Raw genomic sequence first — 17,283 nt, forward strand, 5'->3', positions numbered from 1 at the left:
GTTCCCTGGTCGGTGCCTGGACGGCCCCGCCAGGAACCCTGCGGCGGCTGTCCCTGCCCTCCCCGCTCATACTGGTGAAGCGACCCTCCGCCCATCAGCTGATTCGCCTGCAGTCGAGGCGCTCGCGGGTGATCAAGCGCAGCGGCGACATCGTGTTTTCGCTGGCGGTGCTCAGCCTGGGTGCGCCGGTGTTCCTGCTGCTCGCCCTTCTGGTCAGGCTCACCTCCCGCGGGCCGGTGTTCTATGTGCAGCAGCGGGTGGGACGGGGCTATCGCAGCTTTGGCTGCATCAAGTTCCGCACGATGCGGCGCGATGCCGACAGGTTGCTCTCCGCCCTGCTGGCGGAATCGCCCGATCTGGAGGAGGAATACCGCAACGACTTCAAGCTGCGCAAGGATCCACGCATCACCCGCCTCGGCAAATTCCTGCGTCGCTCCAGCCTCGACGAGTTGCCCCAGTTCGTGAATGTGCTGCGCGGTGAGATGAGCGTGGTGGGTCCGCGGCCGATCGTGGAAAAGGAGCTGGATCGCTACGCCGACCGTATGGATGAAGTGTTGGCCGTGCGGCCCGGTCTGACCGGCCTATGGCAGGTCTCCGGCCGCAACAACCTCACCTATGCCAAGCGGGTCAAGTTGGATGTGTCCTACGCGCGGCACCGGAGTTTCTGGATGGACCTGCGCATCATCCTGCGCACCTTCAGTGTCATCCTCGACCCCACGGACCGCGGCGCTTACTGAGTCGACCACGGTGTCACGTCAATGCAACCGCCAAGGGCAATGGCGAGGGCCGACAGCAACCACAGCCCCGTGAGCCGTCTGGTGAGCTGAAGCATGCGGGTCACCGCCAGTGCATCGGCGGGCCTTCCGGCGGCATGGAGCACCGGCTTCAGCTTCGGTAGGCCGCCGTAATGGTTCAGCCCCCCCAGGTGCACATCCGCTGCCAGGGCATAGGCGGCTTGAGAGACGCCTGCATTGGGGGACGGGTCCGGCCTCCCCTGCAACAGAGCCCGGCGACAATTCACCAGGGCTGAACCTGGCCGACCCGCCGCCAACGGCAGGCTCAGGGCCACCAGCCGGCAGGGCAGCCAGGTGAGCAGATCATCGAGGCGGGCGCCGGCGGTGCCGAGCCAACGCAGACGGCCCTGGCGGTAACCGAGCATCGAATCCAGGGTGCTGGCCGCCTTGAAGCTCCAGGCCAGGCAGAGGGGGCCGGGCAGGACGACCAGAGCACGATCAGGCCAGGCGCACCAGAGCAGCGCACCCAGCAGCATCCAGAACAGGGGCGCGAACACACCATCCACCGCGTTCTCGCTGGCGGTTTCCGCGGCAGCCCGCAGGATCTCAGAGCGGCACAGGCCATCCACATCGCGGCCCACGATCCAGGCCAGCCGCTGGCGGGCCAGCTCCAGATCAGCGGGCGAGCGCCCTGACGTGAACGGCGGCAGAGCCGCGACGACGGCCTGGACAGCCTGCTCCAGGCTGCGGCCGGCCAGAGCACTGGCCAGGGCGATCACCAGCAGCGGCAGCGCGACCGGATGCACAAGGGTCAGCCGCTCGACCTGCCAACCAGCCAGGCCGCTCAGACCGACCACCAGCAGGGTGAGGCCGGTGCCAGCCAGGCGCAAGCGTCCGGGCCGATCGCCCGCCCAATCTTCAGCAACCCGACGGAACCATCCGATGCCCCAGCCGATCACCTGCACCGGGTGAAGCCAGCGCTGCGGATCACCCACCAGCCGATCCAGGGCCACGCCCGCCAGAACCGCGAGCATCGGGGCGAGGGGGACCAGCCGCAGCAGCGGCGGCAGGACAGAGGCCTCCATCGCTCAGCTGGAGACCGCAGGCCGTGGCGGCCGGCCCAGCAGCAGCGCCATCGCCACAAAGGCGAGCACCTGCAGCGGAATGGCTTGGCCCAGGCCCAGCGACTGGGTGAGCAGGCCCATCGCCAGGCTGCCGGCCAGGCCGCCCACAGCGCCGGAGCGCTGCAAGGTCTGCCAGCGCAGGGGAGCGTCGCCCCGAACGGCCAGGCGATCCACCAAGGCTCCATCAGCGGCGGCAGCCAGAGCCCCGATGGGCACGAACAGCAGCACCGCCCCCCAGCCCGGCAAGGCTTGAACCTGGGTCAGCAGCAGCAGGCCAGCCATCAGCCCATAGCGGGCCCAGGTCGCCAGAACCGGCAGGCGGCCCTGAAGGCTGCGGCCCACGCCGTAGGCCGCCAGCACCATGGCGAAGTCAAAGCAGTTGCCTGCCCCCACGGCCCGCACCCAGAGGGGCAGCAGCGCGAAGAGGCTGCCGAACAGCAGCCCCTGCAGCACACAGTGGCGATCCAGGGGCAGCGGGGCCATCGAGGGCAGGGCCGCAGCCGCGGCAGTCGCTTCCGCAGCGCCATCAGCCGAGCCAACCGGAGCCTGCTCCCGCGGCATCAGAGCAGTGGCCCCGAGGGGAAGCAGCAACAACAGAGCCGGCACGAACTGCCTCACGGCCGGAAACAACACGGCCGTGAGCAGGTTGCCCGCCAGGGAGCCGAGGTCACTGCCCTGCCGCAGGCCTTCGATCGAGAGTCCTGGCGAGCGCAGCAGGCGCCGCTGCAACGGCAGCTGGCTCAGTTCTCCGCCGATGCCGAACAGCAAAACCGCCAGAAGGGACGCCATCAGCAGCCCGGTGGCCGGCCAGCCGGAGAGCTTGCCCAGACTCACGCCCAGCAGCAGCATCACGCTGACCAGCTGCAGTCCATAGCCGGAGGCTCGGCGCCGCAGCGGCAACAGCACCGGCAGGGTGCCGAGGGCCGGCAACAGGCTGTTGAGCAGCGGCGACGGCGTCAGGCCGCTCACCATCCAGGCGGTGGAGGCCAGGGTGAGGCTGGTGCCGGCCTGGGCGCTGCCCCAGAGCAGGGAGAGGCGGAGCGAGCGCATGGGGCGGTCACGACAACGGTCCGTGCCGGCAGGGCACGGACCCAGAATGGTGACAGGCGCCGGGTCGGGATCAGGCGGCCTTGAGCCAGCTGAACATCGAACGCAGACCCTTGCCCACCTGCTCGATCGGATGGGCGGCGTCGCGATTGCGGGCCTTGGTCATCTCGGGCTTGCCGGCCTCGCATTCGGCCACGAAGTTGCGGGCGAAGGTACCGTCCTGGATGTCGGCCAGGATGCGCTTCATCTCGGCCTTGGTGTCGGCCGTGATCAGGCGCGGACCGCTCACATAGTCGCCGTATTCGGCGGTGTTGGAGATCGAGTCGCGCATGGCGGTGAGGCCGCCCTTCACCATCAGATCGACGATCAGCTTCACTTCGTGCAGGCACTCGAAGTAGGCCAGCTCCGGCTGGTAGCCGGCCTCCACCAGGGTCTCGAAGCCAGCCTTGACCAGCTCACTGAGGCCACCGCAGAGCACGGCCTGCTCACCGAACAGATCGGTCTCGGTCTCTTCCTTGAAATTGGTCTCGAGAATGCCGGCACGGGTCCCACCGATGCCCTTGGCGTAGGCCATCGCCAGGCCGCGGGCATTGCCGGAGGCGTCCTGGTGGATGGCGAACAGGGCAGGCACGCCCATGCCGTTCTGGTACTCCCAGCGCACCGTGTGCCCAGGGCCCTTGGGGGCGATCATCACCACATCCACATCGGCGGGGGGCTTGATCAGCTCGAAGCGGATATTGAACCCATGGGCGAAGCTCAGCACCTTGCCGGCGCTCAGGTGCGGCGCGATCTCCGCCTCATACACCGCTTTCTGGGCCTCATCGGGCAGCAGCACCATGATCCAGTCGGCCTTGGCGGCCGCATCGGCCACACTCAGCACCTCCAGGCCATCGGCCCTGGCCTTGTCGGCCGAGCGACTGCCCTCATACAGGCCCACCACCACGTTGACGCCGCTGTCCTTGAGGTTGAGGGCATGGGCATGGCCCTGGGAGCCATAGCCGATGATCGCCACCGTCTTGCCGTTCAGCAGGCTGAGATCAGCATCGGAGTCGTAGAAGAGCTGGGCCATCCGGCGGCGGGCAGGGCAAACGGCGAGTGTACGGCTGCGCCCAAGGGGATCCTTCAAGCAGACGTCACCAGGACCGTCTTTCTCGCAATCCATGCCGAAGCAGGTGGACCCAGGGATTCACCCCCGCTGCCTTCACATCAGGATTGACCGTCAGATAGTTCTCAGGAGTGAAGTCGGCCAACCGTGCGATCAGAGCATCGTCTTTCCAGTCGGGGATGGTGACTGGTCTGATCGCACCGGTCGCCGCATCCAGGGGCCTGCGCCAGGCGATTGAGCCCCATGGCCAGTCGCTGTGCAGAGGCGTGTAGTGAAGACAGTTTTCGAAGAAGTAATGGGTGACCTGGCTCCATCGCGTTAGGCCCCGATCCCTGACGGCCGCCCCCCCGTGCAACAGATTGGCCGCCCAGATCAACGCCTGACCCCGCCGAGGCGTGAAGGTCAGCTTCTGCAGTCCTTCACTGCGGACCATGGCCTGCCAGACAGCATGGAAAATCTCCTGAGTGGCTGGGAGGTCGTCCGACACCTGCTTGCCGATATCGCGAAGCTGGAGGTAGGGAAGCCGGTGACTGCATGGGAAGTACTCCAAGGGGCCTGAATCGGAGTGGATGTCTTCCAAGGCAATCCAGACTCCACACATGAATCCGGCTGGCTCACTGTGAAAGTGGACCGCATCACTGTGAAAGTGCTGCTGAGTTCCGACTGGAAAATTGAGGGTCTGAAAGGCAAAGGGTTTGCGCCCATAGACAGTCTCCAGAAGATCGAGGATTTCAGGAAGAAGCGCCAGATGCCTCACGCTGGCTTCGTTCTTCCAGGCATCCTGGATGCGAAGGGAATGGTGATCCGTCGAGTGGCGCCAAGCAGCAAGATCGAAGCATGGCTTCAGGGAGCTGCAGATAGGTTCCGCAAAGGTTGCAATCGTGGCTTCATCAAGATCTACAATGGCATATCCTTTGTTGTGAAGGGATTCCGCTGCAGCGAGATATTGGCCAAACGCACCCTTGGATCGGAGAGTGGGGAACAACGGTGAATCGACCAGCGGCAGCCCCGGCAGGAGATTCCTGGTGGAATGAGCTGACGCCCCCTGCTCCTGTTCTGAGGATGCCGCTGCATCCTTCACGGCTCAGGCCTCGCTCGGGTGGGCAATCACACGATCAATCAGTCCATAATCCTTGGCCTCAGCGGCGCTGAGGAAATAATCTCGATCGGTGTCCTTCTCGATCTTCTCAAAGGGTTGGCCCGTCATCTCAGCCATGCTGTTGTTCAGCATGTCCTTCATGCGCAGGATCTCCTTGGCTTCGATCTCAATGTCCGAGGCCTGTCGCTGACTGGTGCCGCCGAGGGGTTGGTGAATCATGATCCGGCTGTGGGGCAGCGCCAGCCGCTTGCCTTTCGTGCCGGCGGCCAGCAGGAAAGCGCCCATGCTGGCCGCCAGGCCAACACAGATGGTCACCACATCGCTCTTGACATACTGCATGGTGTCGAAGATCGCCAAGCCGGCGGTCACCGATCCACCAGGAGAGTTGATGTAGAGATAAATCGGCTTGGAGTTATCATCAGAATCCAGATACAGCATCTGGGCCACCAGGGCATTGGCCACGGCATCGGTCACCTCGGAGCCAAGAAACAGGATGCGCTCCACCCCAAGGCGGGTATAGATGTCGACCCAGCGCTCGTACTGGCTGCCGGGCAAGCGGTAGGGAACGCTGGGGGTGCCGATGGGCATGACGACGTGCGAGTGGCGGAGGGGAACTGGGGGATGGCGGCCGGGGCCGCACTGGAACGAAACTGATCGGCTCAGCTGATGCCGGCCGCCTTGGCGGGGCCGGGCAGATCCTTCTGGCTGGTGAGCACCCGGTCAATCAGGCCATACTCCACAGCTTCCTCGGCCGTGAGGTAAGTCATGCGGTCGGAGTCGCGCGAGAGCTGCTCGACGCTCTTGCCGGTGTTGGCGGCCAGCATCTCGAGCATGGTCTGCTTGTTGTGCAGCACTTCCTTGGCCCGGATCTGGATGTCGGTGGCCTGGCCACGGGCGCCGCTGCGGGGCTGATGCAGCACGATCGAGGCATGACGCAGGGCGGCTCGGTGGCCTTTCGTGCCGGCCGACAGGATCATGGCGGCCGTGCCCATGGCCTGGCCGATGCAGATGGTGTGGACCGGCGGCTTCACATAGCGGAGCGTGTCGGCGATGGCGAAGGCCTCGGTCTCGAAGCCGATGGCATCACCCGAATACCAGCTGGTGCCGGTGGAGTTGATGTAGAAGAAGATCGGCTTCTCCGGATTGTCGAACTCCAGGTAGAGCAACTGGGCAATGATCAGCTCAGTCACGTCGATGCCCATCTGCCGCTTGGCATCGTCGTCGCTGAACAGGGGCAGACCGAGATAGACGATCCGCTCCTTCAGCAGGAGGCTGGGCAGGTCCGGCGGCGGCGTGCGCAGGACGGCTGAATCGCCGTAGTAGGGGGCCGACACCGACATCCGCTGAGCACCTGAGGCTTGGCCAGGAGCCTAGCGGGGGTTGGTCTGGCTGCCGCGAGGGGCTGTGGGGGTCGGCTTTCCGCCCGTCTTGCCGCCAGAGGGCTGCGGTTCGCAGCGGGCAAAGACCATGCGACCGGAGGGAGTCTGGAGAGCCCCGGTCACCACCACCGGCAGGCGTTCGCCGATGCGACCGCTGGCGTCTTCCACCACCACCATGGTGCCGTCTTCCAGGTAGCCCACCCCCTGGGCCGCCTCCTTGCCCTCGCGCACGATCTTCAGCTGCAGGCCGTCGCCGGGCTGCACCTCGGGACGCAGGGCGATCACCAGCTCGCTGAGGTTGAGCACCCGCAGCTGCTTCACCTGGGCCACCTGGGCCAGGTTGTAGTCGGCGGTCAACAGAGTGCCGCCGGTGTCTGCGGTGAGGGCGAGCAGCTTGTCGTCGGCGCCGGCGCCCTCGTAGCGGGTGCTGTTCACCACCAGCCGCCGGCCGTAGTCGGTGCGCAGTTCGGTGAGCAGCTTGAGGCCGCGGCGCCCCTTGCCGCGCTTCTCGGCATTGCCGGAGTCGGCCAGGGCCTGGAGCTCGTCGATCACGGCCTGGGCCACGATCACCTGGCCTTCCAGCAGCCCCGAATCCAGCAGGCCACGGATGCGGCCGTCAATGATCACACTGGTGTCGAGAATCTTGGCCGTAGCGGGCTGCAACACGCCATCGGCCACCAGCATCGCTTCGGTGCTGGACGGATTGAACAGGCGCAACAGGGTGCGGCCATGCACCTCGGCCAGGTTGTAGCCGGACACACCGAAGAACACGTTGCTGAGCACTGCCGCCAATGGCTTCACCAGCACCACTTCCCACGGCAGGGGCAGCAGCAGAATCGGAGCCAATAACAGGTTGGCCACCAGCAGACCGAGGATGAGCCCCACCGCCCGGCTGACCAGCAGATCGGTGGGCATGCTGCGCACCTGGGCCATCAGGCGGCGGCGCAGCTGGCCGAAGAAGATACCGGCGATCAGCCCGAAGAAGGCGCCGAAGCCCCCCATCACCCAGCGCAGACCTTCCAGGTTGGTGACCTGCAGCAGCAGCGGTTCGGGCAGCAGATCAACGCCCAGCCAGCCGGTGGCGGCGCCGGAGATCAGGAACAGGATCAGGATGAGGGTGTCCAGCATCCGCCCGGTGGGGCTCAATGTGCAGGTGCGGGCAGCATGCCGGATCCCCGCCTGTTTGGCTGCGCCAGGTAACCGCCCATGACGGCCCCATGGCCATGGCCACCGCGCAGTGCCTATCTGCACATTCCCTTCTGCCATCGCCGTTGCTTCTACTGCGACTTCCCGGTGGTACCCCTGGGGGATCGGGCCGATGGCAGCCGCTCACCCTCGATTCCCGCCTATCTGGCCCTGCTGGAGGCGGAGATCGCCGCGTCGCCCCCGGGGCCATCCCTCTCCACCGTGTACCTGGGCGGCGGCACACCGTCGCTGCTGACGCCGGAGCAGGTGGAGGGGCTGCTGGCGTCGCTGCAGAGGCGCTATGGGCTGGCGGCAGGCGCCGAACTCAGCCTGGAGCTCGATCCGGCCAGTTTCGATCAGACGCGGCTGGAGGGCTATTTGTCGGCGGGCATCAACCGGGTCAGCCTGGGGGGCCAGAGCTTCGACGACACCGTGCTGGCGGGCCTGGGGCGGCGGCACCGCCGTTCTGATCTGCTGGAGGCCTGCGGCTGGCTGGCCGCCGCCCAACGACGCGGCAGCCTGCGCAGCTGGAGCCTGGATCTGATCCAGGGTCTGCCCCTGATGCTGGCGGCCCCAGAGGCCTCAGAGACCGCTGCTGGGGCCGCTGAGGCGGTGCAACGCCACTGGCGGGCCCAGTTGGAGGCGGCGGTGGCCCAGGCGCCTCCCCACCTCTCGATTTATGACCTGATCGTGGAGCCGGGCACGGTGTTCGCCCGTCGCCTGGAGCAGGGGAATCTGGATCTGCCGGACGGGGATCTTGGTGCGGATCTGATGGAGCTCACCTGGGAGCGGCTTCAGGCTGCCGGCTACGGCCATTACGAGATCTCCAACTACGCCCGACCTGGCCATGCCTCGCGCCACAACCGCGTCTACTGGAGCGGAGGCGGCTGGTGGGGCTTTGGCATGGGGGCCACCAGCGCTCCCGATGGCGCGCGGCTGGCCCGCCCTCGCACCCGCGAGGCTTATGCCACCTGGCTGGCCGCGGCAGCCGATCCGAACAACGCCGATGCCGCAGGGGCAAGCCAGAGCATGGGGATGCCGCTGGATGAGCGCCTGCTGGTGGGGTTACGGCGGCGGGAGGGGGTGAATCTGGCCGCACTGGCCCGCTCCCATGGGCTGGCGGCAGCTGATCTGATCGCGTTGCAAGAGCGACTGCAGTCCTTCCTGGAGGGCGGGCAGCTGCTGATCGAGGGCCCCCGCTGGCGCCTGAGCGATCCCAAGGGGCTTGCCCTCAGCAATGCGGTGCTGCGGGAGCTGCTGGACTGGTATCAGGGGTGGGAGGAGCGGCAGGCGAAGCGTTCAGCCCCGCGACCCAGCCCCGAAGAGCTTCCACACTGAGGCCGCGGCCATCGATCAGCGGCGGGCTGAAGGGTGGCTGGCGGTGGGTCAGACCAAGCAGATCGGCGGTGACCCGCACCTGGCCATCACAGCCATCGCCGGCGCCGATGCCGATCACCGGCAGCAGCAGCTGCCGACTGAGTTCCGTGGCCAGAGCCGATGGCACATGTTCCAGCACCAGGGCAAAGCAGCCGACCTCCTGCAGCTGCCTGGCACGCCGCTTCAGCTGCTCCTGGCTGGCTGGATCGTTTGCCTGCTGGCGATAGCCAAGCTGGTGCACGGCCTGGGGGGTGAGCCCGAGATGCCCCATCACCGGGATGCCATGACGCACCAACCGGTCCATCACGGCCAGGGTCTCCGGTTCGGCCCCCTCCAGCTTCACAGCGGCGGCCGGACTGTCCTTCAGCACCCGGCCGGCCGCCGCCATCGCCTGATCGGGACCGCACTGATAGCTGAGAAATGGCAGATCGCAGATCAGCAGCGGCTGATGGGCCGGCGGCCGCCGCAGACCCCGCCCCACCGCCCGGCAGTGGTGCAGCATCTCCTCCAGCGTCACCGGCAGGGTGGTGGGATGCCCCAGCACCACCATGGCCAGGGAGTCGCCGACCAGCACGGCATCGGCCCCCGCCTCCTCAACCAGGGCCGCGGAGAGGGCATCCCAGGCGGTGAGGATGGCGATCGGCAGGCCGGCTTGCTTGCGGCTCAGCAGATCACCGGGGCGCAGGGGCACGGCGGAACGGCAGCGGAGGGCCCATTGCTAGCATTGCCTCGACTCGGACCCACGCGGCCCTGACGCCTAAATCTGGTCAGGACCGGAAGGGAGCAGCCACACGGGATGCTCAGAGCAGGCGTGGACTCCGGGTCACCCATTCGATTGCAACAGTCCTCCGGATAAGTCATCGGAGGGGAAACAGGAGAGTGAAGTCCGGCAACTGTTGGAGCGAGAGACTCCTCCAGCCGGAGTGATGATCCCTTCACTCAGAACCTGGCCTCTCAGACATTGCTCCGCTCAAGCGGTAGCAACCAGGAAACCAGGGAGGTTCCTGACAGCTGCCTGTTGAACAACTGCTGTCTGGACTGGAAGAGAACTCGTCTCAACCACTGGTTCAAGCGGATGTCTAGGTTGTGAAAATTCTTCCCAGATCGCCTTCTGGCAGCAGGAACTCAGTCGGCGCGAGTCTGGCGCTTGAGCAGGAAAGCGGGGATATTGGCGCCTTGGTCTGAACTGTCGGCATTGAGAGTCTCGGCAGGGGTGAACTGGGTCACCGCCGGGCGCTCCACGCGGTAGGGACCGCCACTGTCGAAGCCTGTGGCGATCACGGTCACGTGAATCTCGCCCTCCATGGCTTCGTCCACCACGGCGCCGACGATGATGTTGGCATCAGGGTCGACCACGTCGTAAATCACCTCAGAGGCGGTGGTCATGTCCTCGAGGGTCATGTCCCGACCCCCACTGATGTTGATCACACAGCCGCGGGCTCCGTCGATGCGGGCCGCCTCCAGCAGGGGGCTGCTCATGGCGGCCTGGGCGGCTTCGATGGCGCGGGAGCGACCCGACCCCACACCAATGCCCAGCAGAGCAGTGCCGGCCTCGGACATGACCGAGCGCACGTCGGCGAAATCGACGTTGACCAGGCCAGGGCGGGTGATGATGTCGCTGATGCCTTTGACGCCCATCCGGAGCACGTCGTCGGCGGCGCGGAAGGCCTCCTGCAGAGGAGCCCCGGCGATGGCTTCGCGCAGCCGGTCGTTGGGGATCACGATCAGGGTGTCCACATGTTCGGCCAGGCGGGCGATGCCCTCCTCCGCCTGACGCATGCGCTTGCGACCCTCGAAACTGAAGGGTTTGGTGACGATGCCCACCGTGAGGGCTCCGCATTCCTTGGCCACCTCGGCCAGGATCGGCGCCGCCCCGGTGCCGGTGCCGCCGCCCATGCCAGCGGCGATGAAGATCAGGTCCGAACCCTGAAGCGACTCCAGCAGCTCATTGCGCGACTCCTCGGCGGCCTTCTGGCCGATCACAGGATTGCCGCCTGCTCCGAGGCCGCGGGTGAGTTTCTGGCCAAGCTGCACCCGTTGCTGAGCCGCAGATTGAAGCAGCGCCTGGGCGTCGGTATTGAGAACCCGGTAGCCGACCCCTTGGAGGTCGGAGGCAATCATGCGGTTGACGGCATTGCTTCCGCCTCCACCCACACCGATCACCTCAATGCGGGCGGACTGACTGGGGACGATGCCGTTGCTGCTCACGAGTGTCTGTCTCAAGTCGGCGTCGACATGTAGTCCAGCATGGCCGGAATGGGCCGGCAGGTGCAACTGTCGGTCCTGGTCATGCTGCATCGGAGGGCATGTGCCGTTGGTCTGCGGCTGCATTATGTCGGCGGAAGGCGTCCAGCACCGAATCGAGGTGAATAGATTCCAGTTGAAACCCTGAAATGACAAGGCCCTGTGTGGGTGTGCTGGCCAAAACCAGCCCGGGAAACCGCCGTAGGCCTCTCACTGGGCACCGATCGGTACCGGCGCCGGTGCCCCCGGAGCATTGGCGGCCGACGCACCACGGGCTGGAGCCGGCAGGCCCAGTTCCGGTTGGTTCGGATCGCTCAGATCAATCGATTGCACCCGTCGGCCCTTCACCTGGGCCGGCAGCTCCTCTTTCAGGTGGCGCAGCACCGCCAGGCGGCGCTCCAACTGTCCGTCCATCGGACCCAGGCGGATGCGGCCAAGACTGGCCGTATCCAGCCAGAGGGAGCCATCCGGCTCGAAACGGATCTGGCGCAGATCTGGCCCAATCGCCTGGCGATTCTCCAGCAGCTGCGTCAGGGAGCCACGATGGCGTTCGTTCCATCCCACCACCTTGAGGCCCATCACCTCGGCCGACGGGACGCCGATCTTCTGGCGGGCACTCATCCAGTTCCCAAGACGATCCACGTAACCCTGCTCCAGGCCCTTGGGCGTGCGGCGTTCGGCACGGGCGACGGCCTGGCGATCCACCAGGTTGATGCGGAGTCGTGGCGGCAGCATCAGGCGACTCACCTGCACCTTCTCCACCGGCAGGGCCGCCGCAAGCCTCTCCATCAGGGCGTGGGGATGGACCGTCAGCAACGGCTGTGGGAAGCGCAGGCCGGCGGCCTGGATGGCCTGCTCGCGGCTCACCTGACGGCTGCCCAGTACCTCCACCTGATCAGGCCGGGTGAGGGTCCAGCCCTGGCGCAACAGGACGTAGCCCAGGCCGGCGGTGAGGCCGCTGAGCACCAACAGGCGCCAGGTGTTCCGGAGGCGTTCCTGGCGACGCTGGCGCCGCAGCTCACGCCGCCGTTCCACCCCCGGTTGCAGGGAGCCTGCTTTCACAGGTCGCAACGGGAACGCGCCATCAGTTCATCCATCCAGCGGCGGGCCCGATCGGCATCGGAGAAGGGCAGATCCATCTGCCGGCCATCGCCCACCAGCCGCAGCCGGCAACTGCCATGGCTCTCATCGGTGAGCGGCGCTTCACCGGAATGGAGCGACAGCAGCTCCACCAGTTCGAGCTGCTTGATCGGAAAGGCATCCGCCTGCTTGAGAGTGCCGGCTTCAAAACGGCTCCAGCTCAGCACCCCCTCTTTGAGCCGTGCGGCACCACAGCCATCCAGCTTGGCCAGTTCCGAACCGGCGGCCCAGGTGCGGAAGAGGTGCTGGCGACGCCGCTCCAGCCAGCCCAGGGCCGGCAGGAGAATGAAGATCAGCAGCAGGGGAAGCCAGAGCAGGCCGTGCGTCATGGGGTTGGGTCTCCAGCTGCCGATGCCATAGCCCATTCTCTCGCGCCCTGCACCAGTTGATGCAACAACTCCTCAAGCGGTAAGCCGCTGGCCTGCCACAGCATCGGGTACATGCTCTGGGAGGTGAAGCCCGGCAGGGTGTTGATCTCATTGAGCAGCAGCTCAGCACCAGCCTCGTCGTAGAAAAAATCCACCCGGGCCAGGCCTGTGGCCCCAACGGCGCGGCAGGCGGCGATGGCGAGGTTGCGGATCCGCTCACTCACCTCGGGTGCCAACTCGGCTGGGATCACAGTGTGGCTGAGACCTTCGCTGTATTTGGCGGTGTAGTCGTACCAGTCGGCATCAAAGCGGATCTCGCCCACGACCGATGCCTGCAACGGCCTGGCTCCACCCCCCAGCACGGCACATTCCAGTTCCCTGGCCACCACGCCCTGCTCCACCACGAGCCGGTGATCCAGGGCGGCGGCCTGGCGCAGGCCCTCGATCAGGCTTGGCCTGTCGACCGCCTTGCTGATTCCCACCGAGGAGCCCATGTTGGCGGGCTTGACGAAGCAGGGATAGCCGAGCTGCTGCTCCAGGCGGGTCCAGAGGGCCTCGGAGTTCTCAGCGAGTTCGGCGGCATCGACGCAGGCGTAGGGCACCTGGGGCAGGGCGGCGGCGGCAAAGGCGGCCTTCATCGCCTGTTTGTCCATGCCCACGGCGGAACCCAGCACGCCGGAGCCCACGAAGGGAACGCCCATCAGGGTGAACAGGCCCTGGATGGTGCCGTCCTCCCCATTCGGGCCATGCAACACGGGGATCCACACCTCCACCTCCAGAGCACCCGGTGGAAAGCCCTGGAAGCCTGGGCGGGAGGGCGCCTGGGGCAGGTCGCCGGGTTCGGCAGGTGTTCCCTTGGCCAGCACGGCTTCGGCCACGTCCGGCGGCCACCAGCGGCCCTGGGGATCGATGTAAAAGCAGCTGAGCCGATAGCGCTCGGCGTTGGCACCGCGGCGCAGAGCCGACACCACGGTGTTGGCGGAGCGGATCGACACGGCGTGCTCACCGGAGGCCCCCCCGAACACCAGGCCGAGGTGGGTGGGCGCGACGACCATCGAGGCAGAGAAGAGGGGCCAAAGGTATCAGCGATCGCTTCAGAGCACGGCGCCGCTGAGTGAAAAGGCACGCACCTGATCGATCCGCACCGAGACCAGATCACCAGGAGCTATCACGCTGCCATCAGGCCGGCTGGACGGGAAGAACGTCAGCCGGTTGGTGCGGGTGCGCCCCATCATCTGAGCCGGATCCCTGGGATTGGAGCCCTCCACCAGGATCTCTTCGCAGCGGCCGGCGTAGCGCGCACTCCGCTGTTTCGCCTGGGTCTCGACCAGGGCGTTGAGCTCCTGCAGGCGCTCCACCTTGACTGCTTCGCTCAGCTGGTCCGGCCAGGCGGCGGCGGGGGTGTTGGGTCGGGGGGAATAGGCGGCGGTGTTGACCGCATCGAAGCCCACCTCCTCCACCAGATCGAGGGTGCGCCGGTACTGGGCATCGGTCTCACCGGGGAAACCCACGATCACATCGGCGCTGATCGCGGCATCGGGCATGCGCTCCCGGATCCGGTCGAGGATGCGCCGGTAGCGCTCCACCGTGTAGCCGCGGGCCATGGCCCGCAGGACGTCGTTGTCGCCGCTCTGAAAGGGGATGTGGAAGTGTTCGCACACCTTCTCCAGGTCGGCGCAGGTGTCGATCAGGCGGTCGGTGAAATAGCGGGGATGGCTGGTGGCGAAGCGAATCCGCTCAAGGCCCCGCACGTCGTGCACGAAGCGGAGCAGATCCGTGAGGGTGTGCTGACGGCGCCCCTCGGGGGTGATGCCGGGCAGATCGCGGCCATAGGCGTCGATGTTCTGGCCCAGCAGCGTCACTTCCCGGTAACCCCGCGCCGCCAGCCCTTCCATCTCCAGGCGGATCGCCTCGGGGCGGCGCGACTGCTCAACGCCCCGAACCGAAGGCACCACGCAGTAGGTGCAGCGCTCGTTGCAGCCATAGATCACGTTCACCCAGGCGCAGACCGCACTGTCCCGCCGGGCCGTGGTGATGTCCTCCAGGATGTGGTGATCGCCGGTGGCCACCACCTGCTGGCCGCTCTCCACCTGGCTCAGCAGGGTGTCGAGCCGGTTGGCGTGCTGCGGACCCATCACCAGATCCAGTTCCGGCACCCGGCGCAGCAGCGCTTCCCCCTCCTGCTGGGCGACGCAGCCCGCCACCACCAGGGTGAGATGGGGGTTGGCGCGTTTGCGCTGGGCCTGACGGCCCAGGTAGCTGTAGACCTTCTGCTCGGCGTTGTCGCGAATCGTGCAGGTGTTGTAGAGCACCAGATCGGCCGTGTGTTCATCACGGCCGGGGGCGTAGCCCATCGCTTCGAGGATCCCTGCCATCCGCTCGGAATCCGCCTTGTTCATCTGGCAGCCAAAGGTGGTGATCCAGTAGCTGCCGCGTTGCTGTGGCTTTGCCGGGTCGAGCACAGGAGCAGAGAGCGGCTCTGCGGGGACGGGGTGTTGGGGGCGGGAGGGGGCCTGCATGACGCCAGTTTCGGACATCAACCGCCGTGGGGCTCTGGAAGGCTCAGCGCTGCTCCAGCAGCGAGAGCTGCTGGTTGGCACGCTGGAGCTTCAGGGCTAGATCCCCGTGCAGGGCCAGCAGGATCTCGATCACCAAATCCGGCCGCTCCTCATGCAACCGGTCAAAGGCCTCGCGCTGGAGCACCAGGCAGCTGCCATCTTCCTCGGCCACCATGTCCGCGGTGCGGGGTGTGCCATTGAGAAAGGCAATCTCCCCCACACTCACGCCGGTGCTGAATGTGGCAAAACGGATGCGTTTACCGGGTTGGAGTTCTTCACCGGCACTGAAGCAACCCGCCTCGATCAGGAACAGCTCCTGGCCGGCATCACCACGGCGGAACACCACCTCACCCTTGGTGAAGGATCGCCGTTCCAGCAATGGTTCCAGGACCGCCCGACTGGCCTCCGGCAAAACCTCGAGCAGGTGGATCGTGTTGGACTCCAGGGCGTTTGGCGCGTCTTCCAGCCGCAGCTTCTCAAGGAGCAGGTTTTCCGCTGTTTCCAGGGCCGTGTCGAGGCTCGTGAACCAGTCGGGGGGAAGGGTGTCTGACTCCCCTGGCCAGAAACCCTCGAGATGCTCGCCCCGGCAGAGCAGGCAGCGGATGCCGCGCTGGGCCAGCAGCTCCAGTTGGTTCAGCACCAGGCCGGCGCTGATCGACGGCAGGCCCACCACCTGGGCCAGATCCATCACCACAAACGACTCGGAGATGACACTGGCCTCCAGGTGAGACAACAGTTCCTCCACCGCGGCGAAATCGAGCACCCCCTGCACCTGCAGCACCCGGATGCGCTCCCCATGACGATCGAGATGGCCGAATTCGGCGGCGCTCCGCCATCGGCGCGAGTAGCGGTTCTTGCCGGTGGCCGAGGAGCGGATCGTGGTGCCGCTGCGGGCGGGTTGGTCGAACAGATGGAGTTCCAGCCGATGGGAGAGCTCCTCACACACGGCGATGCCGCGGCTGGAGTTGCCGAAGGAATCGAGGGGCGGCGAGTAGACGGCCAGGCCCACCCGTCCGGGCACCACCGCCATCACACCGCCGCCCACACCACTTTTGGCCGGCATGCCCACGTTGTAGAGCCACTGGCCGGTGTAGTCGTACATGCCGCAGCTGCCCATCACCGCCAGCACATTGGTGGTGATCGCCGGATCCAGGGTGACCACACCGGTGCGTGGGTTGCGGCCCTGGCAGGCCAGGGTGGCCGCCATCACCGCCAGGTCCTGGCAGGTGACCTTCACCGCGCACTGGCGGAAATAGAGCTGCAGGCCGGGCTCCGGCGAGGCATTGATCACATCGAAGTTGCGCAGCAGATGGCCGATGGCCCGGTTGCGGTGCCCCGTGTCCCGCTCGGAACGGAATACCGCCTCATCCACCTCCAGGCGATGGCCGGCCATGTCCGAAAGAAAATCGAGCAGCATCGATTCGGCCCGCTCCGGATCGTGGGCCCAGATCTGGGCCGTGGTGGCAATGGCGCCGGCATTGATCATCGGGTTGCGGGGAATTCCGCTGACCGGATGGAGGCTGATGGCGTTGAAGGCGTCGCCGGAGGGCTCAACGCCCACCTTCGTCTGCATGTGATCGGCCGAGAGCAATTTCAGGGCCAGGCCGTAGGCGAACGGCTTCGAGATCGACTGGATCGTGAACAGTTTGCGGGTCTGTCCCACCTCGTAGACCCGGCCATCGGTGGTGGCGATCACGATGCCGAAGTCATCGGGATCAGCCTTGGCCAGCTCCGGGATGTAGTCAGCTGGAGCGCCGTCACGCAGGTTCAGGAAGCGGGCGTGTACCTCCTCCAGGATTTGCTGAATAGCCGAGGCGGTCGCATCGCTATGGGGCATGGAGTGAACAGGGCCGCAAAGGTGCGGATCGCAGGGGTCTGGATTGCCGTGATCTGAGGCCACCTCGGCCCGCGAATCTGTGCTTC

General features: G+C 66.3%; 16 protein-coding genes and 1 other RNA gene. 3 read left to right on the forward strand and 14 right to left on the reverse strand.

Annotated elements, in window-relative coordinates; translation table 11 throughout:
• Nucleotides 1-38: 38 nt before the first annotated feature.
• The gene (locus H8F26_RS09625; RefSeq protein ID WP_370594701.1) at nt 39-737 is read left to right on the forward strand and encodes a sugar transferase; all 699 of its coding nucleotides are present in this window, start codon (nt 39-41) and stop codon (nt 735-737) included.
• Here H8F26_RS09625 and cbiB read toward each other — a convergent pair.
• The 7 genes from cbiB to H8F26_RS09660 form a co-directional block, all read right to left on the reverse strand.
• Nucleotides 731-1,819, reverse strand: coding sequence for an adenosylcobinamide-phosphate synthase CbiB (cbiB, locus tag H8F26_RS09630; RefSeq protein WP_231605117.1), 1,089 nt, complete (start codon nt 1,817-1,819; stop codon nt 731-733). The two genes, H8F26_RS09625 and cbiB, sit on opposite strands and share 7 nt — an antisense overlap.
• 3 nt (nt 1,820-1,822) lie before the next feature.
• Nucleotides 1,823-2,908 carry a hypothetical protein gene (locus H8F26_RS09635; RefSeq protein WP_197153765.1) on the reverse strand — a complete coding sequence of 362 codons (1,086 nt, stop codon included), beginning with the start codon at nt 2,906-2,908 and terminating at the stop codon, nt 1,823-1,825.
• 70 nt (nt 2,909-2,978) lie between these two features.
• Nucleotides 2,979-3,974, reverse strand: a complete 996-nt coding sequence (gene ilvC / locus H8F26_RS09640) for a ketol-acid reductoisomerase (RefSeq protein ID WP_197153766.1) — start codon at nt 3,972-3,974, stop codon at nt 2,979-2,981.
• Between the two features lie 64 nt (nt 3,975-4,038).
• The gene (locus H8F26_RS09645) at nt 4,039-5,091 is read right to left on the reverse strand and encodes a phytanoyl-CoA dioxygenase family protein (RefSeq protein ID WP_197153767.1); all 1,053 of its coding nucleotides are present in this window, start codon (nt 5,089-5,091) and stop codon (nt 4,039-4,041) included.
• A gap of 3 nt (nt 5,092-5,094) precedes the next feature.
• Entirely contained in the window at nt 5,095-5,697 is a 603-nt protein-coding gene (locus H8F26_RS09650) for an ATP-dependent Clp protease proteolytic subunit (protein ID WP_197153768.1), read from the reverse strand.
• Between the two features lie 71 nt (nt 5,698-5,768).
• Nucleotides 5,769-6,449, reverse strand: a complete 681-nt coding sequence (locus H8F26_RS09655; RefSeq protein WP_197153769.1) for an ATP-dependent Clp protease proteolytic subunit — start codon at nt 6,447-6,449, stop codon at nt 5,769-5,771.
• A 30-nt stretch (nt 6,450-6,479) separates the two neighbouring features.
• Nucleotides 6,480-7,616 (reverse strand): PIN/TRAM domain-containing protein, encoded by a 1,137-nt coding sequence (locus tag H8F26_RS09660; RefSeq protein ID WP_197153770.1) that lies wholly within the window; start codon nt 7,614-7,616, stop codon nt 6,480-6,482.
• A 78-nt stretch (nt 7,617-7,694) separates the two neighbouring features.
• Here H8F26_RS09660 and H8F26_RS09665 point away from each other — a divergent pair, with 78 nt between their 5' ends.
• A complete protein-coding gene (locus tag H8F26_RS09665) occupies nt 7,695-9,011 on the forward strand; it encodes a coproporphyrinogen-III oxidase family protein (protein ID WP_197153771.1) in 1,317 nt (438 codons plus the stop codon).
• Here H8F26_RS09665 and panB read toward each other — a convergent pair.
• Nucleotides 8,905-9,735 carry a 3-methyl-2-oxobutanoate hydroxymethyltransferase gene (gene panB, locus H8F26_RS09670; RefSeq protein WP_197159099.1) on the reverse strand — a complete coding sequence of 277 codons (831 nt, stop codon included), beginning with the start codon at nt 9,733-9,735 and terminating at the stop codon, nt 8,905-8,907. The two genes, H8F26_RS09665 and panB, sit on opposite strands and share 107 nt — an antisense overlap.
• A 46-nt stretch (nt 9,736-9,781) precedes the next feature.
• On the opposite strand from panB, the gene ffs reads away from it, so the two are divergent.
• Nucleotides 9,782-9,878, forward strand: an RNA gene (ffs, locus tag H8F26_RS09675) — signal recognition particle sRNA small type.
• A 297-nt stretch (nt 9,879-10,175) separates the two neighbouring features.
• Here the strand turns inward: ffs and ftsZ are convergent.
• The 6 genes from ftsZ to glsA form a co-directional block, all read right to left on the reverse strand.
• Nucleotides 10,176-11,273 carry a cell division protein FtsZ gene (ftsZ, locus tag H8F26_RS09680; protein WP_231605119.1) on the reverse strand — a complete coding sequence of 366 codons (1,098 nt, stop codon included), beginning with the start codon at nt 11,271-11,273 and terminating at the stop codon, nt 10,176-10,178.
• Nucleotides 11,274-11,504: 231 nt separating this feature from the next.
• Nucleotides 11,505-12,356 carry a cell division protein FtsQ/DivIB gene (locus tag H8F26_RS09685; protein WP_197153773.1) on the reverse strand — a complete coding sequence of 284 codons (852 nt, stop codon included), beginning with the start codon at nt 12,354-12,356 and terminating at the stop codon, nt 11,505-11,507.
• Nucleotides 12,353-12,763, reverse strand: a complete 411-nt coding sequence (locus H8F26_RS09690) for a hypothetical protein (protein ID WP_197153774.1) — start codon at nt 12,761-12,763, stop codon at nt 12,353-12,355. The genes H8F26_RS09685 and H8F26_RS09690 overlap by 4 nt, the downstream gene beginning before the upstream one ends.
• Nucleotides 12,760-13,857 (reverse strand): D-alanine--D-alanine ligase family protein, encoded by a 1,098-nt coding sequence (locus H8F26_RS09695; protein ID WP_197153775.1) that lies wholly within the window; start codon nt 13,855-13,857, stop codon nt 12,760-12,762. Before H8F26_RS09695 ends, H8F26_RS09690 begins: the two co-directional genes overlap by 4 nt.
• A gap of 39 nt (nt 13,858-13,896) precedes the next feature.
• The gene (gene miaB / locus H8F26_RS09700) at nt 13,897-15,201 is read right to left on the reverse strand and encodes a tRNA (N6-isopentenyl adenosine(37)-C2)-methylthiotransferase MiaB (RefSeq protein ID WP_231598266.1); all 1,305 of its coding nucleotides are present in this window, start codon (nt 15,199-15,201) and stop codon (nt 13,897-13,899) included.
• Nucleotides 15,202-15,364: 163 nt separating this feature from the next.
• Nucleotides 15,365-17,197 (reverse strand): glutaminase A, encoded by a 1,833-nt coding sequence (glsA, locus tag H8F26_RS09705; protein WP_197153777.1) that lies wholly within the window; start codon nt 17,195-17,197, stop codon nt 15,365-15,367.
• Nucleotides 17,198-17,283 lie beyond the last annotated feature (86 nt).

It is taken from the genome of Synechococcus sp. CBW1006, assembly GCF_015840525.1.
Classification (GTDB): Bacteria; Cyanobacteriota; Cyanobacteriia; order PCC-6307; family Cyanobiaceae; genus CBW1002.

Excerpts from the sequence above, each read along its gene's own strand:
- H8F26_RS09665 (WP_197153771.1), top strand. The coding sequence starts at position 7,695 with ATGACGGCCCCATGGCCATGGCCACCGCGCAGTGCCTATCTGCACATT.
- miaB (WP_231598266.1), bottom strand. The coding sequence starts at position 15,201 with ATGAACAAGGCGGATTCCGAGCGGATGGCAGGGATCCTCGAAGCGATG.
- H8F26_RS09655 (WP_197153769.1), bottom strand. The coding sequence starts at position 6,449 with ATGTCGGTGTCGGCCCCCTACTACGGCGATTCAGCCGTCCTGCGCACG.
- H8F26_RS09635 (WP_197153765.1), bottom strand. The coding sequence starts at position 2,908 with ATGCGCTCGCTCCGCCTCTCCCTGCTCTGGGGCAGCGCCCAGGCCGGC.
- cbiB (WP_231605117.1), bottom strand. The coding sequence starts at position 1,819 with ATGGAGGCCTCTGTCCTGCCGCCGCTGCTGCGGCTGGTCCCCCTCGCC.
- H8F26_RS09650 (WP_197153768.1), bottom strand. The coding sequence starts at position 5,697 with ATGCCCATCGGCACCCCCAGCGTTCCCTACCGCTTGCCCGGCAGCCAG.
- H8F26_RS09690 (WP_197153774.1), bottom strand. The coding sequence starts at position 12,763 with ATGACGCACGGCCTGCTCTGGCTTCCCCTGCTGCTGATCTTCATTCTC.
- ilvC (WP_197153766.1), bottom strand. The coding sequence starts at position 3,974 with ATGGCCCAGCTCTTCTACGACTCCGATGCTGATCTCAGCCTGCTGAAC.
- H8F26_RS09695 (WP_197153775.1), bottom strand. The coding sequence starts at position 13,857 with ATGGTCGTCGCGCCCACCCACCTCGGCCTGGTGTTCGGGGGGGCCTCC.
- glsA (WP_197153777.1), bottom strand. The coding sequence starts at position 17,197 with ATGCCCCATAGCGATGCGACCGCCTCGGCTATTCAGCAAATCCTGGAG.
- H8F26_RS09660 (WP_197153770.1), bottom strand. The coding sequence starts at position 7,616 with ATGCTGGACACCCTCATCCTGATCCTGTTCCTGATCTCCGGCGCCGCC.